This window comes from Virgibacillus sp. MG-45 (genome assembly GCF_036409425.1).
In the GTDB taxonomy this organism is placed as follows: domain Bacteria; phylum Bacillota; class Bacilli; order Bacillales; family Amphibacillaceae; genus LDC-1.
Genome location: NZ_JAXOFU010000006.1, coordinates 117615 through 135635, shown reverse-complemented (window position 1 = coordinate 135635; position 18021 = coordinate 117615). Strand labels below are relative to the sequence as shown.

Below are 18021 nucleotides of genomic sequence, written 5' to 3'. Positions count from 1 at the left end.
ATCAAACCATACATGGCTACCTCCAATTATAAACGGAATAAAAAAAGAGAAACCTTTTTAATACTTATTCGTATTACATTTTAATGAACTAATAGGAGAGAAAGTTTACACGTGCATTCCTTAGGTGCATGACAACTAAAGATAGAAAGGACGATTACATGGAAACGATGCTATCTGTAAAGGATTTAGAGAAGTCCTTTAAAGACAAACAAGTACTAAAAAGAGTATCCTTTGATGTACATAAAGGAGAAATCATGGCGATTCTTGGGCCAAACGGAGCTGGTAAATCTACGACCATTCGTAATATTATGGGAATCATGTACCCTGATGCTGGAACAATTTCATTTCAAAACCACGCAGACATCCCACGACATAAGATTGGCTATTTACCAGAGGAACGTGGTCTATACAAAAATGTGAAAGTAATGGATATCCTGCTTTATCTTGCTGAGCTAAAAAATTATCCACTACATAAAGCAAAGGAACGTGCATTAGCTTACTTAAAGAAATTCGACTTAGAAGGAAAGGAAAATGTAAATGTTGAAGAGCTTTCAAAAGGAATGAGCCAAAAGGTTCAATTTATTTCTTCTATCCTCCATGAACCAGAGCTGCTTATTTTAGATGAACCATTTTCCGGACTCGACCCAGTAAGTCAAGACCTATTCAAGGAAGAAATCCGTTCCCTTGCAGATCAAGGAACAGCGATTTTATTATCCTCGCACCAAATGAATCTGGTAGAAGAAATGTGTGACCGATTATTTATGATTCAACGCGGACAAAAAGTTATCTACGGAACATTAGATGATGTGAAAACAGAATATGCCAGCTTTAAATGCACTATTCGTGGGAAAAATGAGCTTTCTGCCTTTGAACAAATACCTGAGGTGCGCCGAATTGATCAGAAAGAAGATGCAACCATTTTACATTTATCTAAAAACACACATCCAGCAACATGGTTAAAAAGTTTACCTGATCATTTAACAATCCAAGAACTACGTATCGATCGTATATCTTTACACGAAATTTTCATTGATATTGCTACAGATAAAAATTTACTACAGGAAGCAGGTGAAATACATGCATAATGCAATGAAGGTAGCAAAGTGGGAAATAAAGCGCAATTTAAAAAATAAATCATTTTTAATTGGTTTATTTTTAACACCAATTCTATTTTTTGGATTTATGCTTATTGGTAGCCTATTTGGTGATGACTCTGGTGAATCAGCTGTAACTACACATGTTTATGTCCATGATGAATTAGGGGTTTATGAAGCAATTGAGGCGACTGCTCGGCAGCATGAATTTGATTGGAAGATTCAAGCCACCGATATTGCAGAGAAAGACATTCAAAAAGAGCTAATAGAATCAGAAAATACCGCTTATCTTTATTTCGATGATCGTGCATATTCAGAGGGAGTAATTCCTGTTTATGCAAGCGAGGAAATGAGTCCTTTTTTTATGAATCAAGTACAAGTATTAGAAGCACCCGTTAAAGCATTACAGATGAAAAAGCTTGGACTTAGTGATGAACAGCTTGCTGCTGTTACGACGGGGATCGTTTTTGACGAAACTATCGCAACAACGGAAACAGATGGAAATGGCGAGACGGCTGAAAGTGGTTCTTTAGGCGAAGATCCATTAGAACAATTCGTCCCTGGCTTATTTGCTGGAATCATTTTATTATCAATCGTCTTTGCTGGCATGTATATTTTTCAAAGTGCCTCACAGGAAAAAAAGGATAAGATCGCCGAAATTATTCTTTCCTCGGTGACACCTGGTGAATTAATGCAAGGGAAAATCATTGGCTACTTTGTATTAGGCATTGTGCAGGCCGTTGTATTTCTAGGTTTTGCGCTACCATTTGCGATTATTAAACTTGAAATACCTGTATTCGAGTATTTATTCGTTCCAGAAACATTACTTCTCGTTTCCATTGCGGTGCTTGGATATTTACTTTTCTCTTCTATTTTCGTTGGAATAGGAGCGACAATGGCAGATATGAGCTCTGCTGGTCAATTCCAAGGATTTGTTATGATGTTGCCATTCCTACCATTTGTATTTATAGGACCTGTGCTAAGTGATCCAAGTGGAATCGTCGCTCAGGTTGGTACCTATATCCCGTTTACTGCACCTGGTGTTCTACTACTTCGCTTAACCGTACTAGATGTATGGCCATGGATGCAAATCGGTATTTCACTAGTGATTTTATTGGTAAGTATTTGGATATTTATGAAACTAGCAGGAAAAATATTCAAAGTTGGTATTTTAATGTATGGTAAAAATGCGTCTCCAAAGGAAATGTTGAAATGGCTACGAGCGTAAGCGTACAAAAGCACCTCACTTAAAAGTGAAGGTGCTTTTATACTTATGATGATATTACGATGAATCTCTCTTATATGTTCTTATCTTTCTTCATTATTTGCATTGCTAATACAACAGCACTAACACCTGCCGTTAGCTTCCCCACAATCATTGCAAACACCATTTCCTTCTCTATTCCCGCGACAAATCCGAGATGACTACCAAATACAAATGCACCGCTTACAGCAAAAGCAACATTAATTACTTTTCCACGTGGCTCCATATCCTTTAAAATTGCGAGCATTGGAATATTATGCGCAAGTGATGCGACAAGACCAGTTGTCGACGTATCATCAATTCTTAAAAGCGCACCGATTTTTGCGAGGGCTTTTTGCATTCCCTTCTGAATAAACGCAACCATCGGAAACGCCCCTGCAAGAAATACAGCAATTTGACCGACGATAAGCACACCTTCGCTTAATGGCGCCATATTTGGAATAAGCACATAGCCTGTTAACGTTTCTACAATAATTGCGGTTAATCCAATAATGGCTACAATCTCAACAAGTCTCCCAAAAAGAGAAAAGCCTGTAATCATTCGTTGAGGCTTTTTCCATAGCCCAAGTGCAATCAACAACGAAAACAAAATCGTTGGCGCAAGATTTTTCAAAATCATTTCCAGACTAAGCTGTCCAACTAGACCACCTATTAAGCTTCCAATTGGTACAGTAATCAACCCAATAAGAATGCCTTTTGCAAAGTATGGATGATCCTCTTTACGAATAATTCCTAGTGCGACTGGAATGGTAAACACAATGGTTGGTCCCATCATTGTTCCGAGAAAAACCCATGAGAACACCTCTGAATCATGGCTTAATGCCATTTCCTTCGCTAATGCATATCCGCCCATATCAATTGCCAAAATCGTGTTTGCAAAAGCAGCTGGATCCGCACCAATCATACGATAAAACGGAGTAATCATCGGCGTTAAAATCGAAGCGAGCACAGGAGCTAACGAAATAATACCAACCATTGCTACCATGAGCGGCCCCATTGCTTGGAAACCCTCGATAAACCGCTCCCCTAACCCAAACTTATTTCCGATTATTTTATCGATTGCCCCTAAGCAAAGAAATATTACTACGATATAAACAATGATGTCGTTAATTCCCATATTACTACTCCGTTTCTAGATTTTTAAACTTATCATACCATATGTGGCCTATTTTTTAGGTGACTTTTTCAATGGACTTCTATCACAGATTTCTAGCTTTCTATTTTTTGAATGCATGTATATCTCCTTCTTTTTCTGGACATGCTAGTTTACTAGTTTACAAATTTAATAGGAAGGATAGGAGATAACTCATGAAAAAATTGTTTAACCGACCGATAACGATTGTTAGCCTCCTGTTGTTTTTGTTCTTTTTATTTCTGCCTATATCAACAGCTCATGCAGCAGATGGTCAGCTATATGAGGTGAATACAGGACAGCTTAACATGCGAATAGAACCTTCTAATGGAGCAACAATCGTTGGCCAATTACTTGATGGTAGTAGATTAACTGTATTTGAAGAGCAGCAAGGCTGGGTAAAAACGTTTTTCCAAGGCAAGCCTGTGTGGGTAGCAAAGGATTATCTTACTGTTATTACCCAGGAAGACAAGGAAGAAGATCAAAAGGATATGAAAGAGAACGAAAGCAGTCCCAATAAAGATTCGAAACAAAACGGAAGCTTATCCACACCGCAAAAAGATAAGCCTTCTTCTGAAAAAGAAGAAACAGCGGACACTGTCATTGATACGCCCTTTTTACCTGATGAGCCTTTCGTTCGAATACCCAAAAATATTGAAAAGACAATGGAATCAAGAAAGGTGAAAATCTCTGAAAATGCCATCACCATATCTGGTAATAGATTAGCTGGATTTGAAATTGTCCTAGATGCTGGACATGGTGGAAAGGATGCTGGTGCTGTTAGCAATCGTGTATTTGAAAAAGATTTAACCTTACAAGCAGCACAAAAAGTCGCCGATCACTTAAAGAAAGAAGGCGCTTCGGTAATGCTAACCCGTTCCACTGATTCTTTTATTTCACTAGAGGAACGTGTACAAAAAAGCAATGCAAGTAATGCGGATGCATTTATAAGTATCCATTTTGATGCCTTTCCTAAAAATAACGTCGGTGGAATTAGCACACACTATTATCATGCACAGCGAGACTATAAATTTGCCAAAATGATTCACAGCGCTGTGATTAAAAATACAGATAGAAATAATCGCAATGTAAGGCAATCTGACTATCTCGTATTACGAGATAGCACTATACCTGCCGTACTTCTTGAACTCGGATTTATGACAAATCAGAATGACCTTGAAGCAATTCAAACTGCTTCATATCAAGATCAAATAGCAAAAGCAATTGCAGAAGGGTTAAATCAATATTTTCAAAATGAGTAATGGTGTAACTTTAAGCTGTCTAAACAAACGCGTTCCAGATCTGTTTAGACAGCTTGTTTTTATTTTTGTAAATATGCTTCATTTTTTACACTTGGCATAAATCATACTTAAAATATCGTTGAATTGGTATGTTTCTACGAGAAAGCCATGATGCTCAAACCAGCTAACAAGCAAGGCTTGATTCGCATAATATTCATCCTCAATCGATTCAACCGCTACCGTATTGCCCCTTTCTCGATAGCCTTCTAATACTTTATGGCGATGTACCTCATCTACAAACATTAAATCAGCAATGCAAATTTGTCCAAAAGGTTTTAATACACGTGTCATTTCTTCAAGAGCAAGTAGCTTTTCTTCGTCCGGGAGATGGTGGAGCGCATAGCTCGTTACAATGACATCAATCTGATTATCTATAATAGGAAGCATAAGAAAATGTCCTTTGCGACATTCTATTTCTGGATGCTTTTCTTTACATTTTTCGAGCATTTTCTCTGATTGATCTACACCGATTACCTTCATATCATACGATAAAAATCGGGAACCAAGATTGCCTGTACCGATACCAATATCCAAACAGGTTGCCTCCCGCCCCTTTTGAACGATGTTTTCTACCATGGCTAAAGCTGCTTCATAGCCTTCATGCACATTAAATACGTGCCCTTCTGTTTTAATACGTTGATCATACTTATGCGCTTGCCCATCAAAATTCCACCGATCTGTCCACTGATAGCGAATTTCTTTTATTTTTTTCAAGTGAGCTGCCAATGGATAAAGCGCTTGATAAGAAAATTCGGTTGAACTCGTTCGAGTAATCATTTCATCTAACGTTTCTAGCATATCTTTCATCTCTACCCACTTTTCAAGTAATGCCGTGCGCTGGATTTCCAAATGCTCTTGCAGCGTCATCTCCGGCTTTTCTAATATTACTTTAATTTGTTTTATAGGCATCCCAACCTCTCGCAGTGCCGTAATTGTAGTTAGCTGGAGTACATCCTCTTCTGAGAAAACTCGGTAATCATTTTCTGGTTTTTTCGCCGGCTGTATCAACCCTTGTTTTTCATAAAAACGAATGGTTCTTGCTGAAATGTTCAATTCTTTTGCAACTTCTTTTATTTGCATGGTGAATCCCTCCTCCCACTCAGTCTAAACCTTAACGTAAGTAGAATGTAAAGTGTAATTTTAAACAAGGACTCGTTTCCAAATAAACGTATATTTATTTATGTCTATCCGTTATTGGAAGAAAACATACTGCAAGCTAGTGAATCAAGTTATTGTCATGCTGCCTCTTCAATTCTATTTTTGTAAATTTAGACCTTTGCTTTTATAAGGTTGATTGTTTGGTATCAGGTAGGAAATTGTAATTTTGGGATATAATAAATGTTCTTAAACAAGCAGGAGGATTTAACTAATAGGGTTGCCAACAAACAACACAAAAAATTCTCGAAGGTTTTATTATCAGATATTTGTTTTGCTTTTGTGCACCATACCTTTGTTGGATGGTTTGCAAGGAAATGCAAAGGAGCAGTCTGAAGGCAGGAGTTAATAAAAACTTACAAATGAAAATAAACAACACTTGCTGCAAGATGAAAGATTAATAGACTAAACCGCTATAAGGATTGAGCGAAAATACAAATAAACCACTCAAAAATATAATAAGAAAACGGAGTAAAGGTTTTGAATAGCTATACATAGAGGTCATCCTTGTTTAATTAGAATGGCCTCTGTTTTTTATTTTCAGCCGGTTATATAGCCACCATTCACTTCTTTTTTAACACTTTAGGGTCGGGGGACAGACCCATTTTATAGCCTAGACAGCACTCTCGGTTTGATGGGGAGGCGTTTGGTGATGTCGCAGTCGGTATTAAAGATTTCATCAGGTGTGCCCGTCGCGGTAATTTTTCCTTTTCTTAAAATAACAATGCGATCAGCAATCGCTTGGGCATCTTCTTGATCATGGGTGACAAATATCGACGTGACACCAGTTGTTTTTAAAATCGTGCGTAATTCTTCTCTAATTCTAATTTGTAAGTCGGCATCAAGGTTACTAAATGGTTCGTCAAAAAGTAATAATTTCGGATTTGGAGCCAGGGCACGTGCTAAAGCGACTCGTTGCTGCTGACCACCACTTAACTCATAAGGATAACGTTTTTCATAGCCATTAAGATCAATGAGTTCAAGTACGTCTTTCAATCGTTCTTTTTTCTCTTTCCGTGACCATTTGACCAAGCCAAACATTATATTTTCTTCCACTGTCATATGAGGAAATAGCGCGTAATCTTGAAAGACCATTCCAATATCTCGTTTTTCAGGTTGCACAAATTTCGATGGACTGCACATACAGTCATCGCCAACCATAAACGTTCCTTTTGTTGGTATTTCTAGACCTGCAATCAATCGTAGTAACGAACTTTTACCACTACCTGATTCACCCAATATCGTGGTTATGTCACCTTTATTAATGGTTAAGTTGAACGCATCGATCGTGAAATCATTTGCGTTTGGATATTTGAAATGTAAATCGCGAATTTGAATAAACATCAGCTTACACCCTTTCTAAGACATAATGGAAAACGTAAATCGAAACAGCACTTATGATAATAATTAAAATCGATGGAATGGCAGCTTCGTGAATCATCTCATTTGTTGCATAAGTAAAGGCGTTGGTTGCTAGCGTTTCAAAATTAAATGGCCTTAAAATTAATGTTAATGGTAGTTCTTTTAGTATATCGATAAACGCCAGAATGAAACCGCTAAAAATGGCGCCTCGAATCATTTTGATATCAACTTTAAAAAATGACTGTGTCACATTGTTGCCGAGCATGCGTGAAGCTTCTGTGAATTTTGTGCCAATTCGTTCAAAACCAGCATCAACGGAATTGTATGCAACGGCTAAATATCGTATGATATAGGCAAAAACGAGCATAAAGATACTTGTGCTTAAGATGTAAGAGGATACCCAGCCCCATTGGTAAATTTTTGCATCAATACCCGTTACAAGGGTTACGATGCCCACTGCAATAACTGCTCCAGGTATAGAATAACCTAAAATCGTTACTTTAGGAAAGAGCTTTGCCATTAAGCCGCGATGGAGCCGTGAAAAGTTACTAATCACAACAGCCATAATGGTAATAACTGTCGCCGCTACAAAAGCAACAAAAACGGTATTTCGGATGATCGTCAAAAATTCTTGAGAAAACAGTTGATCATACGTTAAAACAGCCCAAGCCATTAATTGGATGAAAGGGATAATAAAAGCAATGGCAAAGATAAACATACAGTAACCAAACGCGAGCCATTTTTTGCGTCCTTTTAACGCAATCGGCTGTAATAATTTTACTTTTGTCGTCGTAAAACTGAATCGTTTTCGTCCTCGTAATAGTCGCTCGAGTAGGAGAAGCCCTAAAATGATAAACATAAGGGAACCCGATAATTTGATTGCAGAGTTGAGATCCCCGAATCCAAACCACGTCTGAAAAATCGCCGTCGTAAATGTTTGGATACCAAAATATTTCACCACACCATAATCATTGAGGACTTCTAAAATGACCAAACTTACCCCCGCCACAATGGATGCTCTGGCAATTGGGAGAACAATTTTAAAATAAATGCGCCAAGATCCACTTCCTAATAAGCGTGCATTTTCAATTAAAGAAGTAGATTGTCTAGCCAAAAAAGCTTTCGTGATCGTAAAAACATACGGGTATAGGCATATAACAAATATAAAAATTGCGCCTGGCATATTCATGATATTAAAGAATTGTTGATTGACCGTGACGTCAAACTGGTTTCTTAAGGTGGTTTGAATGACGCCTGTGTAATTTAAAATACCATGATACGTATAAGCGCCAATATAGGGAGGGATAGCGAGCGGTAAAATCATCCCCCACTGAAAAAAACCACGTAACGGAAAATCATAGGCGGAAATTAGCCACGCTAAGCTAGAGCCAATGATCGCCGTCAATAAACCGACAACTAAAACAAGCAGCGATGAATTCATGATATAGGTGTTGAGCATATACTCTTTTATGTGGGCCCAATTGTCATTTGACTCATGGAAAAATTGTAATATGATGGATATGTTAGGTAGTATGATGAGGATAATAAATACGAAGCTAAATATCATCCATCCGTTTATGCTACTTTTCATGTTTCTAATCCAGTTCAACTGTTTCACGCCTTTCAGATCTTGACACTGTTTCCTTAGCAAAACATCTGTATCGAATGATTTACTTCTTTCAAATGTTTAAATATAGTCAAAAATAGAAGCTGACAAAACCACTTCCAATTATGTGTGAAAATACTTATACAATGCAAGCTTTTTACATGAGAGCTTCATATATTAGTACGCTACTTTTTTAAATAAATCTGCTCTTTTTATGGCATGAACTTCTACTGAAATGAACAAACCGCATGAAATCAAGTGTTTAAACTGGACTTCATGCGATTTCACATGGATGTTTTGTTTTATGAATTTCAAAATTTTCTTATTTCCAACCAACCTCGTTAAAGATTTTTACAGCTTCTGTATTGTTTTCACCTAAAATAGATAGGTTAATATCCTGTTCTTTAAAGTCGCCCCATTGTTTAAGCGTTTCGTCAGGTTCAACATTCGGGTTGACTGGATATTCATAGTTAGCACTGGCAAATTGTGCTTGTACGTCTTCTGATGATAAAAATTCAATTAGCTTCACTGCGTTTTCTTTGTTTCGCGCTTGCTTGGTAATGCCAATACCACTAACATTTACGTGGGTTCCAGTTGTATCTTGATTAGGAAAGAAAACCTCTAACTGCTTTGCCACATTCACTTCTGCCTCATCTGCTGAATTTAACATTCCACCAAGGTAATAAGTGTTCATAACGGCAATATCTCCTTCGCCAGCGGCAACGCCTTTCGCTTGGTCTCGATCGCCACCTTGTGGGTCACGCGCCATATTTGCTACAATCGCTTCTGCCCACGTTTTTGCTTCATCGCGGCCGTTTAAATCGATAAAGGAAGCTAAAAGAGATTGGTTATAGATGTTTTCTGATGACCGAATCAGAATACGACCTTCCCACTTTGGATCAGTTAAGTCTTCGTAAGTAGATAATTCATTTAGGTCCACACGGTCTTTATGATAGACGATAACACGGGCCCGTTTCGTTAAGCCAAACCATTCGTTATCCGCATCACGTAAATTTTCTGGAATATTTTTGTTTAATACATCGTTTTCCACACTCTGTAATAAGCCTTGCTCTTTTGCACGATGGAGACGTCCCGCATCAGCTGTGTAGAATAAATCAGCTGTTTGATCACCTTCACGCTTCATCCGTTCGATTAACTCATCTGCACTTCCTTCAATAACATTCACTTTGATGCCTGTTTTCTCTTCAAATTGGTTATAAAGCTCATCGTCAATATCATAATGCCGACTTGTGTAAAGGTTTACTTCTTCACTGCTAGCATCATTCTTGTTTTTACTATCATCACTAGTGTCTTCTTGGTTGCCACAAGCGGATAACAAGACGATTAAGAAAATGAAACTGAAGAAAAAAATCGTTTTACGCATGTTATGTAACCCCTTTTTATATTGATTTTATTGAGAACGATTATCATTACAACTCATATTATTATTGATAACGATTCTCAAGTCAAGCGTTTTTTAATAAAATATGTAAAACAAGTATGAGCCATGCGTCATCGGAACTAGTAGTCCTGAACTTCCTCTAAGGGGAAGAATATTTTTTAAAGGTCGGTTTTTTAAGAGGTAATAAATAATGTACGATGAGCGTGAGCTGCAAAAAATCATTGCAGAAAAAAAGAAATGAAAGGTAACTAAACTTTCACTTCTTCCGTTGCATTCATTTGTTGCGCATCCTTTTTCTCGTAAGTATCGGTGATAAGTAGCCTTTAGCCGATGGATGCGTAGTGTTATTTGGACCATAAATAGTCTGTGTTTTCTTATGATATTTCAACTTTTATTTTAGATTTCTCCACAATATCGGAACTAATTACCATTCGCGTTCCATCTTTTTATAGATCATCAAAGCCGTTTAAATCACTTGTTTTCGTATATTGTCTCGATTTCTGTTCAAAGAAATCTGTCTTCGTTCCATCAAAATTATCAACATATGCTCGAATCCACTTCATTGGATTGTCGACATGTTCTGAATACACTTCATCTAATCCCATTATACGAAGCATTTTATTTGCCCGATATTTAATATAGCCTGCCATCTCGTCTAGGTCGATTCCATCTACATCTGCTAACACATATGAAGACCACTCAATTTCAAGTTCAACAGATTGTTGAAAATGGTCGTATACCCAGTTAACAAATTCAGGCGTATTGTGGTCTGGATGCTCTGCCAATGTCGCACGAAACAGTTCCGCGATAAAACGACCATGCTCTAATTCATCTCGGTTAATATAACTAATCATCGTAGACGTACCAACCATTTTATTGTTACGAGCTAAATTATAGAAAAAGGCAAAACCAGAGTAAAAAAACATTCCTTCTAACAAGGCAGTATAAACTAAAGTTTTCAATATATTTTCCAATGAAGGCTCTTCAACAAAAGCGTTATATTGTGCCATTAAATGCTCGTTTCGCTTCAGCAATACTGGATCCTTTCTGCCAAGCTGAAACGATTCATTTTGCTCGTCCAATGATACAACAGAGGAAAGCACATAAGAATAGCTTTCGTTATGCACGGCCTCTTGCTGAGCAATTACCGCCATAATAGATTGCACGGATGGATCTGTTGCATACAAGGATAGCAGCAACGCTGTTCTTGTTTGCGGTGCATCTAATGTAGACAAAAGCCCGATTATTTTCAAATATGCGTCACGTTCTTCCGCTGATAAAGCAGAAAATTGCTTGACGTCGCTCGACATATTCACCTCGTCAGCCTGCCAATAATTACCTACGAGTCGTTTGTACATTTTATACCAATGTGGATATGCAATATCATTCCAATTTAAAATCCCGCTCGATTCTCCGCCAAATAAACCTGTTGATTTATTCGGGTTACGCGGCTCTAATGTTTTTGCACGATCAAGCAAAAGCTTTGGCATTTTCAAGAACCCCTTCCAACCAATTAACAATTTTCAATTCCTGATTTCCTCGTGGAGATTGTTCAATTTTTAATCCTGGCCACTTACTTTCATAAAAGCGCACTAGCTTGTCCACTGCTAGACAAAATAGGTCATCTCCACCAAACTGTGTATCTCCTGTTCCAAATACAGCTACATTTTCTGGCTTGTAGCCAATTTCTGCTACAAAGTCCTTTACTTCATCAGGCGTACTGCCTTGATCCCACGTAAATGTACCGATAAAAATGAAATCATAATCAGAAGGAAAGACAGGAGGATCGATGCCAATTCGATGCATCGATACTGCTAGCCCATCCATTGTTAGCCTATTCGCAATGAAATCTGCTACTTCTTCTGTATTTCCGCTGTATGATAAATAAGCTACCAACGCTCTCAACGTGAGCCCTCCTCATATAATAATCCAGGCATCGATTTTGAGCCTAATTATTCTGAACCCTATTCAAGCATACAAAGGGTTATAAATCCAATACCTTTCCCTACAGGCGGATGCTGTCACCGCTGGTCTTTTTATTAGAAAACCATCACTTACAAGTTACAATCTAATTAGCTCTCACACCATTCACATTCTTCCACATCGTTAGCTGTTGAACGTACATAGTATGTTGTTTTTAAGCCTTCTTTCCATGCTTGTAGATGTAACTCAAGAAGTACAGAAGCACGGATGTTATATGGCACATAGAAATTAAAAGAAATACTCTGATCGATATGCTTTTGTCTAGCGGCATTTTGCTTTACCGACCAACGCTGATCAACAATATAAGCACTCCGGCGATAAACATCATACGTATGATGGCTTAAATCTGGTGCTGTCGTCGGGATTTTAAAATCCTTCTTTTCTTCATGGTAAAAAGGTTTAAAAATCGGATCAATGCTGGCAGTCGACCCCGCAATAATGGATGTTGACGAATTAGGTGCCACAGCCATCAAATACGCATTTCGAATTCCGTGCCTCTTAATTTCTTCTTTTAGAGCAGTCCATTTTTCATCCTGATAGCCCTTCGTTTCAAAGTACGCTCCATTGCTCCACTGGCTACCTTCAAAAGCAGGATAGCTTCCCTTCTCCTTGCTTAACTGAAGACTTGTTTTAATTGTGTAATAAGCAATTCGTTCATATAAGTCATCTGCAAAGGCTACCGCTTCTTCACTTTCCCAATGTATTCCCTTTAAAGCAAGCAGGTGATGCCAGCCAAATGTCCCTAAGCCAATCGCACGATATTTTTTATTTGTCATCTGTGTTTGTAAAATCGGTAACGTATTAATATCAATTACATTGTCTAGCATACGAACCTGTATGGAAATCAAGCGCTCTAATGCATCATCTGGTACTGCTCTACCCAAATTAATCGAGCTTAGATTACAAACAACGAAATCTCCTGCGTGATATTTTTTAACAATTGTTTGATCCTGTTCGATAAATTCTTCAATAAATTGTGTTGGAGACTGATTTTGGGTAATTTCTGTACAAAGATTCGAGCAATAAATCATACCGGCATGGGCGTTACTATTTTGCCGATTTACTTCATCACGGTAAAACATAAACGGTGTTCCTGACTCTAATTGCGATTTTAGGATACGTTTCATAATCGTAATTGCCGGAACTTGCTTTCGAGATAACGTTTCATTAGCTATGCAAGCCTCGTATTTGCTCCGCCAAGAACCAGATCCTTTTTGCTCATCGTAAAAGTCTTCTAAAGAAAATCCCATGACCTGTCTTACTTCATGCGGGTCAAACAAATACCAATCACCACGCTTGTCCACTTGTTCCATAAAATAATCCGGCAAACAAACACCTGTAAAAATATCATGTGCACGCATACGATCGTCACCATTATTTAGCTTTAAATCAAGGAACGATTCAATGTCTGTATGCCACACATCCAAGTAAATCGCAATGGCACCTTTACGTGTACCGAGCTGATCTACACTTACTGCAGTATTATTTAATTGCTTAATCCACGGAACAACGCCACTCGACATTCCTTTAAAGCCTTTAATAGCGCTTCCTCGCCCACGGATTTTCCCCATATACACACCAATTCCTCCACCATTTTTAGAAAGCTTGGCGATATCTGAATTACTATCGTAAATAGATTGCAAGCTATCATCAACGGTATCTATAAAACAACTAGAAAGCTGTCCATGCGTTTTTCCAGCATTGTTTAAAGTTGGGGTAGCAACGGTCATATATAAGTTACTTAATGCCCAGTACGCTTCCAGTACGAGCTCTGATCTATTTTCCTCTGGCTCATCCTGCATGAGGTGCATGGCAATAATCATCCAACGCTCCTGTGGTAATTCAAATGGATTCTTTTCATGGTCTGTTGCTAAATAGCGGGTTGCCAATGTATGAATCCCAAGGTATGTAAACAGTAAATCTCGCTTCGGATCGATATGTTTTGCAAAGTGCTCGATCTCACGCTGCGTATATTGTTCGAGGAGGTGTGGCGAATAGATTCCTTCCTCTATTAATCGATTTATTAGTTTATAAAAACTGCCATATTGATTAGATACAGCTTCTCCTCGATTGCGCGCTGCACGTCGATATAAATCTTGCAAATAAATGCGCGCAGCTAAAAAAGTCCAATCCGGACTGGCTTCATCGATGTTTTCTAGTGCATTCTTTACAAGAACATCCATTGTCTTCTCCATAGAAGATTCTGGAGAGATGGCTTTTACCGCCTTTGCTTTATACATTTCTGTATCAAGCTGTAACCCCTTATTTGCTTCATCGATCACGTGAATCATTTGCTCTTGATGATTTTGCAGAGCTTCTGTTGTCATGGCAATTCCTCCTGTTTAAAAACAATATGTATATAGCTTAATAAACACGTTTTACTAGAAACGGATTCCCAAATAAAAAAACCGCCCACCTTCAGTGTGAACGGATTAAACGACAGAAATAGCCTATGCACTCCTACCGTTTCACCATTCTATCACCCCGAAGAAATGAAACTAATGAATTATGGCAGGTCTCCTGACTTGTGCTTCCTTCTACTAGGTGTCCTTCCCATATCGCTGCCTATCAAGCACTTCGACACAGTGGATATCCCGTTCGTCCACACTTACAGTTGCGGGGGCAGCTTCGGATTTAAACCGAATTCCCTTTTAAGACAATTTCTTGTCACCGTAACTCAAAAACACTATATATAGTGTTTAAATTATTAAAAATAACAATATATTGTATTTAAAGACTATCATAGAACATTCTTAAAAGCAATAGCGTATCATTTCATTTTTTATAAAAGAATCGATTTTTATTTTTGATATTGCTCTAGCCTTCTAAAAAAATGATGCAAAAACGTATGAAATAATTTTTCTGTCGGCAGTAATTTTCGTTCCTCAGAAACGAGAACCCCAACTGTTCGCATAATACTCGGATCTACGATAGGAACCTTTACTGCTGAGCGAGGAATATTATCTACCAATGTTATTTCAGGCACTAACGCTACTCCTAAACCAGCCGACACCATTCCTTTCACTGCATCCATATCCGCTCCTTCAAAGGCAATATCCGGTTGAAACCCATGCTGCTGGCATGCTTTTAACGTGATATCACGAAGCATAAAGCCCTCCGGAAAAAAGATAAACGCATCCGTTCGAAGCTGATTTAATTTAATTGAGGATGCGGTTGCAAGCGAATGGTTTCGGGGCAATAAAGCAACAATACGTTCATGAAACAGAACGCTTCCTTCCATGCCTTTCGTTTCCTTTGGTAATGGTGCCAATAACGCAAGGTTAATGTTTCCGCGATGAACCCAATCAATTAATTCATGATATGCTCCTTGATTTAGCTCAAATTTTACATTTGGATATTGCACACGAAATGCTGATATCGCTGTTGGCAACAGATAAGAAGCCATACTACTTGTATAACCAATGTGAATCGTTCCACGTTCTGGCTCCATATATTCCTCCACAACTTGTAAGGCATTGTTAATGACATTCATAGCCTGTTCCATATGATCTAAAAAAATCCGTCCCATTGGCGTTAATCTTACATTGCGCCCTTCACGAATAAACAACTCTACTCCAAGTTCCGCCTCTAAATTAAAAATTTGTCTACTGACAGCAGATTGCGCAACATGCAACGCATTTGCTGCTTCTGTAACATGCTCTCGCTTTGCTACTTCTATAAAATACTTAATTTGCCTTAGCTCCATAACGTCCCTCCTTACCAAACTTTTCTTCGTTACTATATTCCGACTTTTCCTTTTCATTATCTCATATCGGCATTAATTATATCTATAATTAATATTGCTTCGATCATTTTCAACCGTTACAATGAATAGTAACATCGTATATTCTTATAGAACGTTATCGGACGTTGAATCAAACAGGTGGTACGTATTAGAGATCGGATGCGATTTTATACGGTTCTTGCATTGGGTATCATTATGAATACGGATTAAAACAAAAAGTCGGCACACTTGCCGATTTCATTTATTTTTAGGAGGGAATGAATGTATGGAAGCATACGTAAAAGATACCATTTCAAAGGAAGAAGAGCTTGTCCAAGCATATATGGATGAGGTTTTTGAAACGATCGTGAAACGAGATCCACATGAAAAAGAATTTCACCAAGCTGTAAGCACAATCTTCCGTTCTATTAAACCAGCTCTAGTGAAAAATCCCGCATATAGAAACCACAATATTTTGGAACGTATCGTTGAACCAGAACGCTTAATTACATTCCGCGTGCCATGGATGGATGACAATGGCACCGTTCAAGTGAATCGAGGCTTTCGCGTTCAATTTAATAGCGCCATTGGACCATACAAAGGCGGACTCCGTTTTCACCCATCTGTTAATACAAGCATCGTAAAGTTTCTTGGCTTTCAACAAATTTTTAAAAATGCACTTACTGGTCAACCAATTGGTGGTGGTAAAGGCGGTAGTGATTTTGATCCTAAAGGAAAATCCGACCGTGAAATCATGCGTTTTTGTCAAAGCTTCATGTCAGAACTAGCGCAGCATATCGGCAAGGATATTGACGTTCCCGCTGGAGACATCGGGGTTGGGGCAAAGGAAATTGGATATTTATTCGGGCAATACAAGAAAATGCGGAACACCTTTGAAGCTGGCGTTCTAACAGGAAAAGGCCTAAGCTATGGAGGGAGTCTTGCCCGTAAAGAAGCAACAGGATACGGAACGATCTATTTTGTTCAGGAAATGCTTAAGGATCATGGCTTTGACATAGCTGGAAAAAAGGTTGTTATTTCAGGATCTGGAAATGTCTCAATTTATGCAATGGAAAAGGCAATAGAATTAGGCGCCAAAGTCATTGCATGCAGTGATTCAGACGGGTATATTTATGATGAAAGTGGAATCTCCTTGGAAACGGTCAAACAGTTAAAAGAAGTCGAAAAAAGAAGAATTCATGATTATGTAGAATTTCATCCAAATGCCCATTATCAAGAAGGCTGTACTGGTATATGGTCGATAGCCTGTGATATTGCACTTCCTTGTGCTACACAAAATGAAATCGACGCAGCTGCAGCACAGACACTAGTAAATAACGGAGTAAAAGTGGTTGCCGAAGGGGCGAACATGCCATCCACACCTGAAGCAATTGGGATATTTCTAGAAAGCAACGTCTTGTTCGGTCCTGCCAAAGCTGTAAATGCTGGGGGTGTAGCTGTTTCTTCTTTAGAAATGGGACAAAACAGTTCACGAATGGCTTGGTCTTTTGAAAAGGTCGATACGAAGCTCCAAGAAATTATGACCGATATTTATCAAAATTGTAAAGAAGCCGCAAAGGAATACAACCAACCTGGAAATTTAATCGTCGGGGCAAATATTGCCGGTTTTATTAAAGTAGCTGATGCGATGATTGATCTAGGTGTAATATAATTTACTCTTTATGTCCATTTAACAAGCTTATCGCTTTTGTGATAAGCTTGTTTTAATGTGGAATCGCTAGCATCTTTTAATATAGTCTGAAAATCATCTATATTATTTACAGGGGTAACATAGCGATTAAAATGTTACTCTTTTTTTCATTTTCAGCGGAACATGTTTCACATTTGTAATAAGTGGGTAAATTAAAATGGAGTTTTTTTGGGTTTTTAGATTCATTATTTTTGAACATATACGCTCGCATCATACATCCCTTGAAATATGCATTGTGATGCTCTTCTGCATTCCGCTTCCTTGGATTACATACATTAACTCCATTT

General features: G+C 38.2%; 13 protein-coding genes and 1 riboswitch. Of the genes, 4 read left to right on the top strand and 9 right to left on the bottom strand.

Features of this window, described 5'->3' with window-relative positions:
* Positions 1 to 158 precede the first annotated feature (158 nt).
* Both SPK86_RS08550 and SPK86_RS08545 read left to right on the top strand, forming a co-directional pair.
* Positions 159 to 1085, top strand: a complete 927-nt coding sequence (locus SPK86_RS08550) for an ABC transporter ATP-binding protein (protein WP_284140235.1) — start codon at positions 159 to 161, stop codon at positions 1083 to 1085.
* A complete protein-coding gene (locus SPK86_RS08545; protein ID WP_284140236.1) occupies positions 1078 to 2322 on the top strand; it encodes an ABC transporter permease in 1245 nt (414 codons plus the stop codon). Before SPK86_RS08550 ends, SPK86_RS08545 begins: the two co-directional genes overlap by 8 nt.
* Positions 2323 to 2392: 70 nt before the next feature.
* On the opposite strand, the gene eutH is transcribed toward SPK86_RS08545, so the two are convergent.
* Positions 2393 to 3475 (bottom strand): ethanolamine utilization protein EutH, encoded by a 1083-nt coding sequence (gene eutH / locus SPK86_RS08540; protein ID WP_284140237.1) that lies wholly within the window; start codon positions 3473 to 3475, stop codon positions 2393 to 2395.
* Between the two features lie 191 nt (positions 3476 to 3666).
* Between eutH and SPK86_RS08535 the strand changes: the two genes are divergently transcribed.
* Positions 3667 to 4752 (top strand): N-acetylmuramoyl-L-alanine amidase, encoded by a 1086-nt coding sequence (locus SPK86_RS08535; RefSeq protein WP_330949114.1) that lies wholly within the window; start codon positions 3667 to 3669, stop codon positions 4750 to 4752.
* Positions 4753 to 4830: 78 nt separating this feature from the next.
* Here SPK86_RS08535 and SPK86_RS08530 read toward each other — a convergent pair whose 3' ends face one another.
* The 8 genes from SPK86_RS08530 to SPK86_RS08495 form a co-directional block, all read right to left on the bottom strand.
* Positions 4831 to 5871 carry a MerR family transcriptional regulator gene (locus SPK86_RS08530; protein ID WP_330949113.1) on the bottom strand — a complete coding sequence of 347 codons (1041 nt, stop codon included), beginning with the start codon at positions 5869 to 5871 and terminating at the stop codon, positions 4831 to 4833.
* A 681-nt stretch (positions 5872 to 6552) separates the two neighbouring features.
* Positions 6553 to 7290, bottom strand: coding sequence for an ABC transporter ATP-binding protein (locus SPK86_RS08525; RefSeq protein ID WP_330949112.1), 738 nt, complete (start codon positions 7288 to 7290; stop codon positions 6553 to 6555).
* Between the two features lie 4 nt (positions 7291 to 7294).
* The gene (locus SPK86_RS08520; RefSeq protein ID WP_443089769.1) at positions 7295 to 8875 is read right to left on the bottom strand and encodes an ABC transporter permease; all 1581 of its coding nucleotides are present in this window, start codon (positions 8873 to 8875) and stop codon (positions 7295 to 7297) included.
* 361 nt (positions 8876 to 9236) lie between these two features.
* A complete protein-coding gene (locus SPK86_RS08515) occupies positions 9237 to 10298 on the bottom strand; it encodes a Fe(3+) ABC transporter substrate-binding protein (protein ID WP_284140242.1) in 1062 nt (353 codons plus the stop codon).
* 464 nt (positions 10299 to 10762) lie between these two features.
* A complete protein-coding gene (locus tag SPK86_RS08510; RefSeq protein ID WP_330949110.1) occupies positions 10763 to 11806 on the bottom strand; it encodes a ribonucleotide-diphosphate reductase subunit beta in 1044 nt (347 codons plus the stop codon).
* Positions 11787 to 12221 carry a flavodoxin gene (locus tag SPK86_RS08505; protein ID WP_284140244.1) on the bottom strand — a complete coding sequence of 145 codons (435 nt, stop codon included), beginning with the start codon at positions 12219 to 12221 and terminating at the stop codon, positions 11787 to 11789. Before SPK86_RS08505 ends, SPK86_RS08510 begins: the two co-directional genes overlap by 20 nt.
* Before the next feature lie 167 nt (positions 12222 to 12388).
* Entirely contained in the window at positions 12389 to 14626 is a 2238-nt protein-coding gene (locus SPK86_RS08500) for a ribonucleoside-diphosphate reductase subunit alpha (RefSeq protein WP_330949109.1), read from the bottom strand.
* A gap of 166 nt (positions 14627 to 14792) precedes the next feature.
* A riboswitch (cobalamin riboswitch) is annotated at positions 14793 to 14989 on the bottom strand.
* A gap of 110 nt (positions 14990 to 15099) precedes the next feature.
* The gene (locus SPK86_RS08495) at positions 15100 to 16005 is read right to left on the bottom strand and encodes a LysR family transcriptional regulator (protein ID WP_330949108.1); all 906 of its coding nucleotides are present in this window, start codon (positions 16003 to 16005) and stop codon (positions 15100 to 15102) included.
* Between the two features lie 304 nt (positions 16006 to 16309).
* On the opposite strand from SPK86_RS08495, the gene gdhA reads away from it, so the two are divergent.
* The gene (gene gdhA, locus SPK86_RS08490; protein WP_330949107.1) at positions 16310 to 17695 is read left to right on the top strand and encodes an NADP-specific glutamate dehydrogenase; all 1386 of its coding nucleotides are present in this window, start codon (positions 16310 to 16312) and stop codon (positions 17693 to 17695) included.
* Positions 17696 to 18021 lie beyond the last annotated feature (326 nt).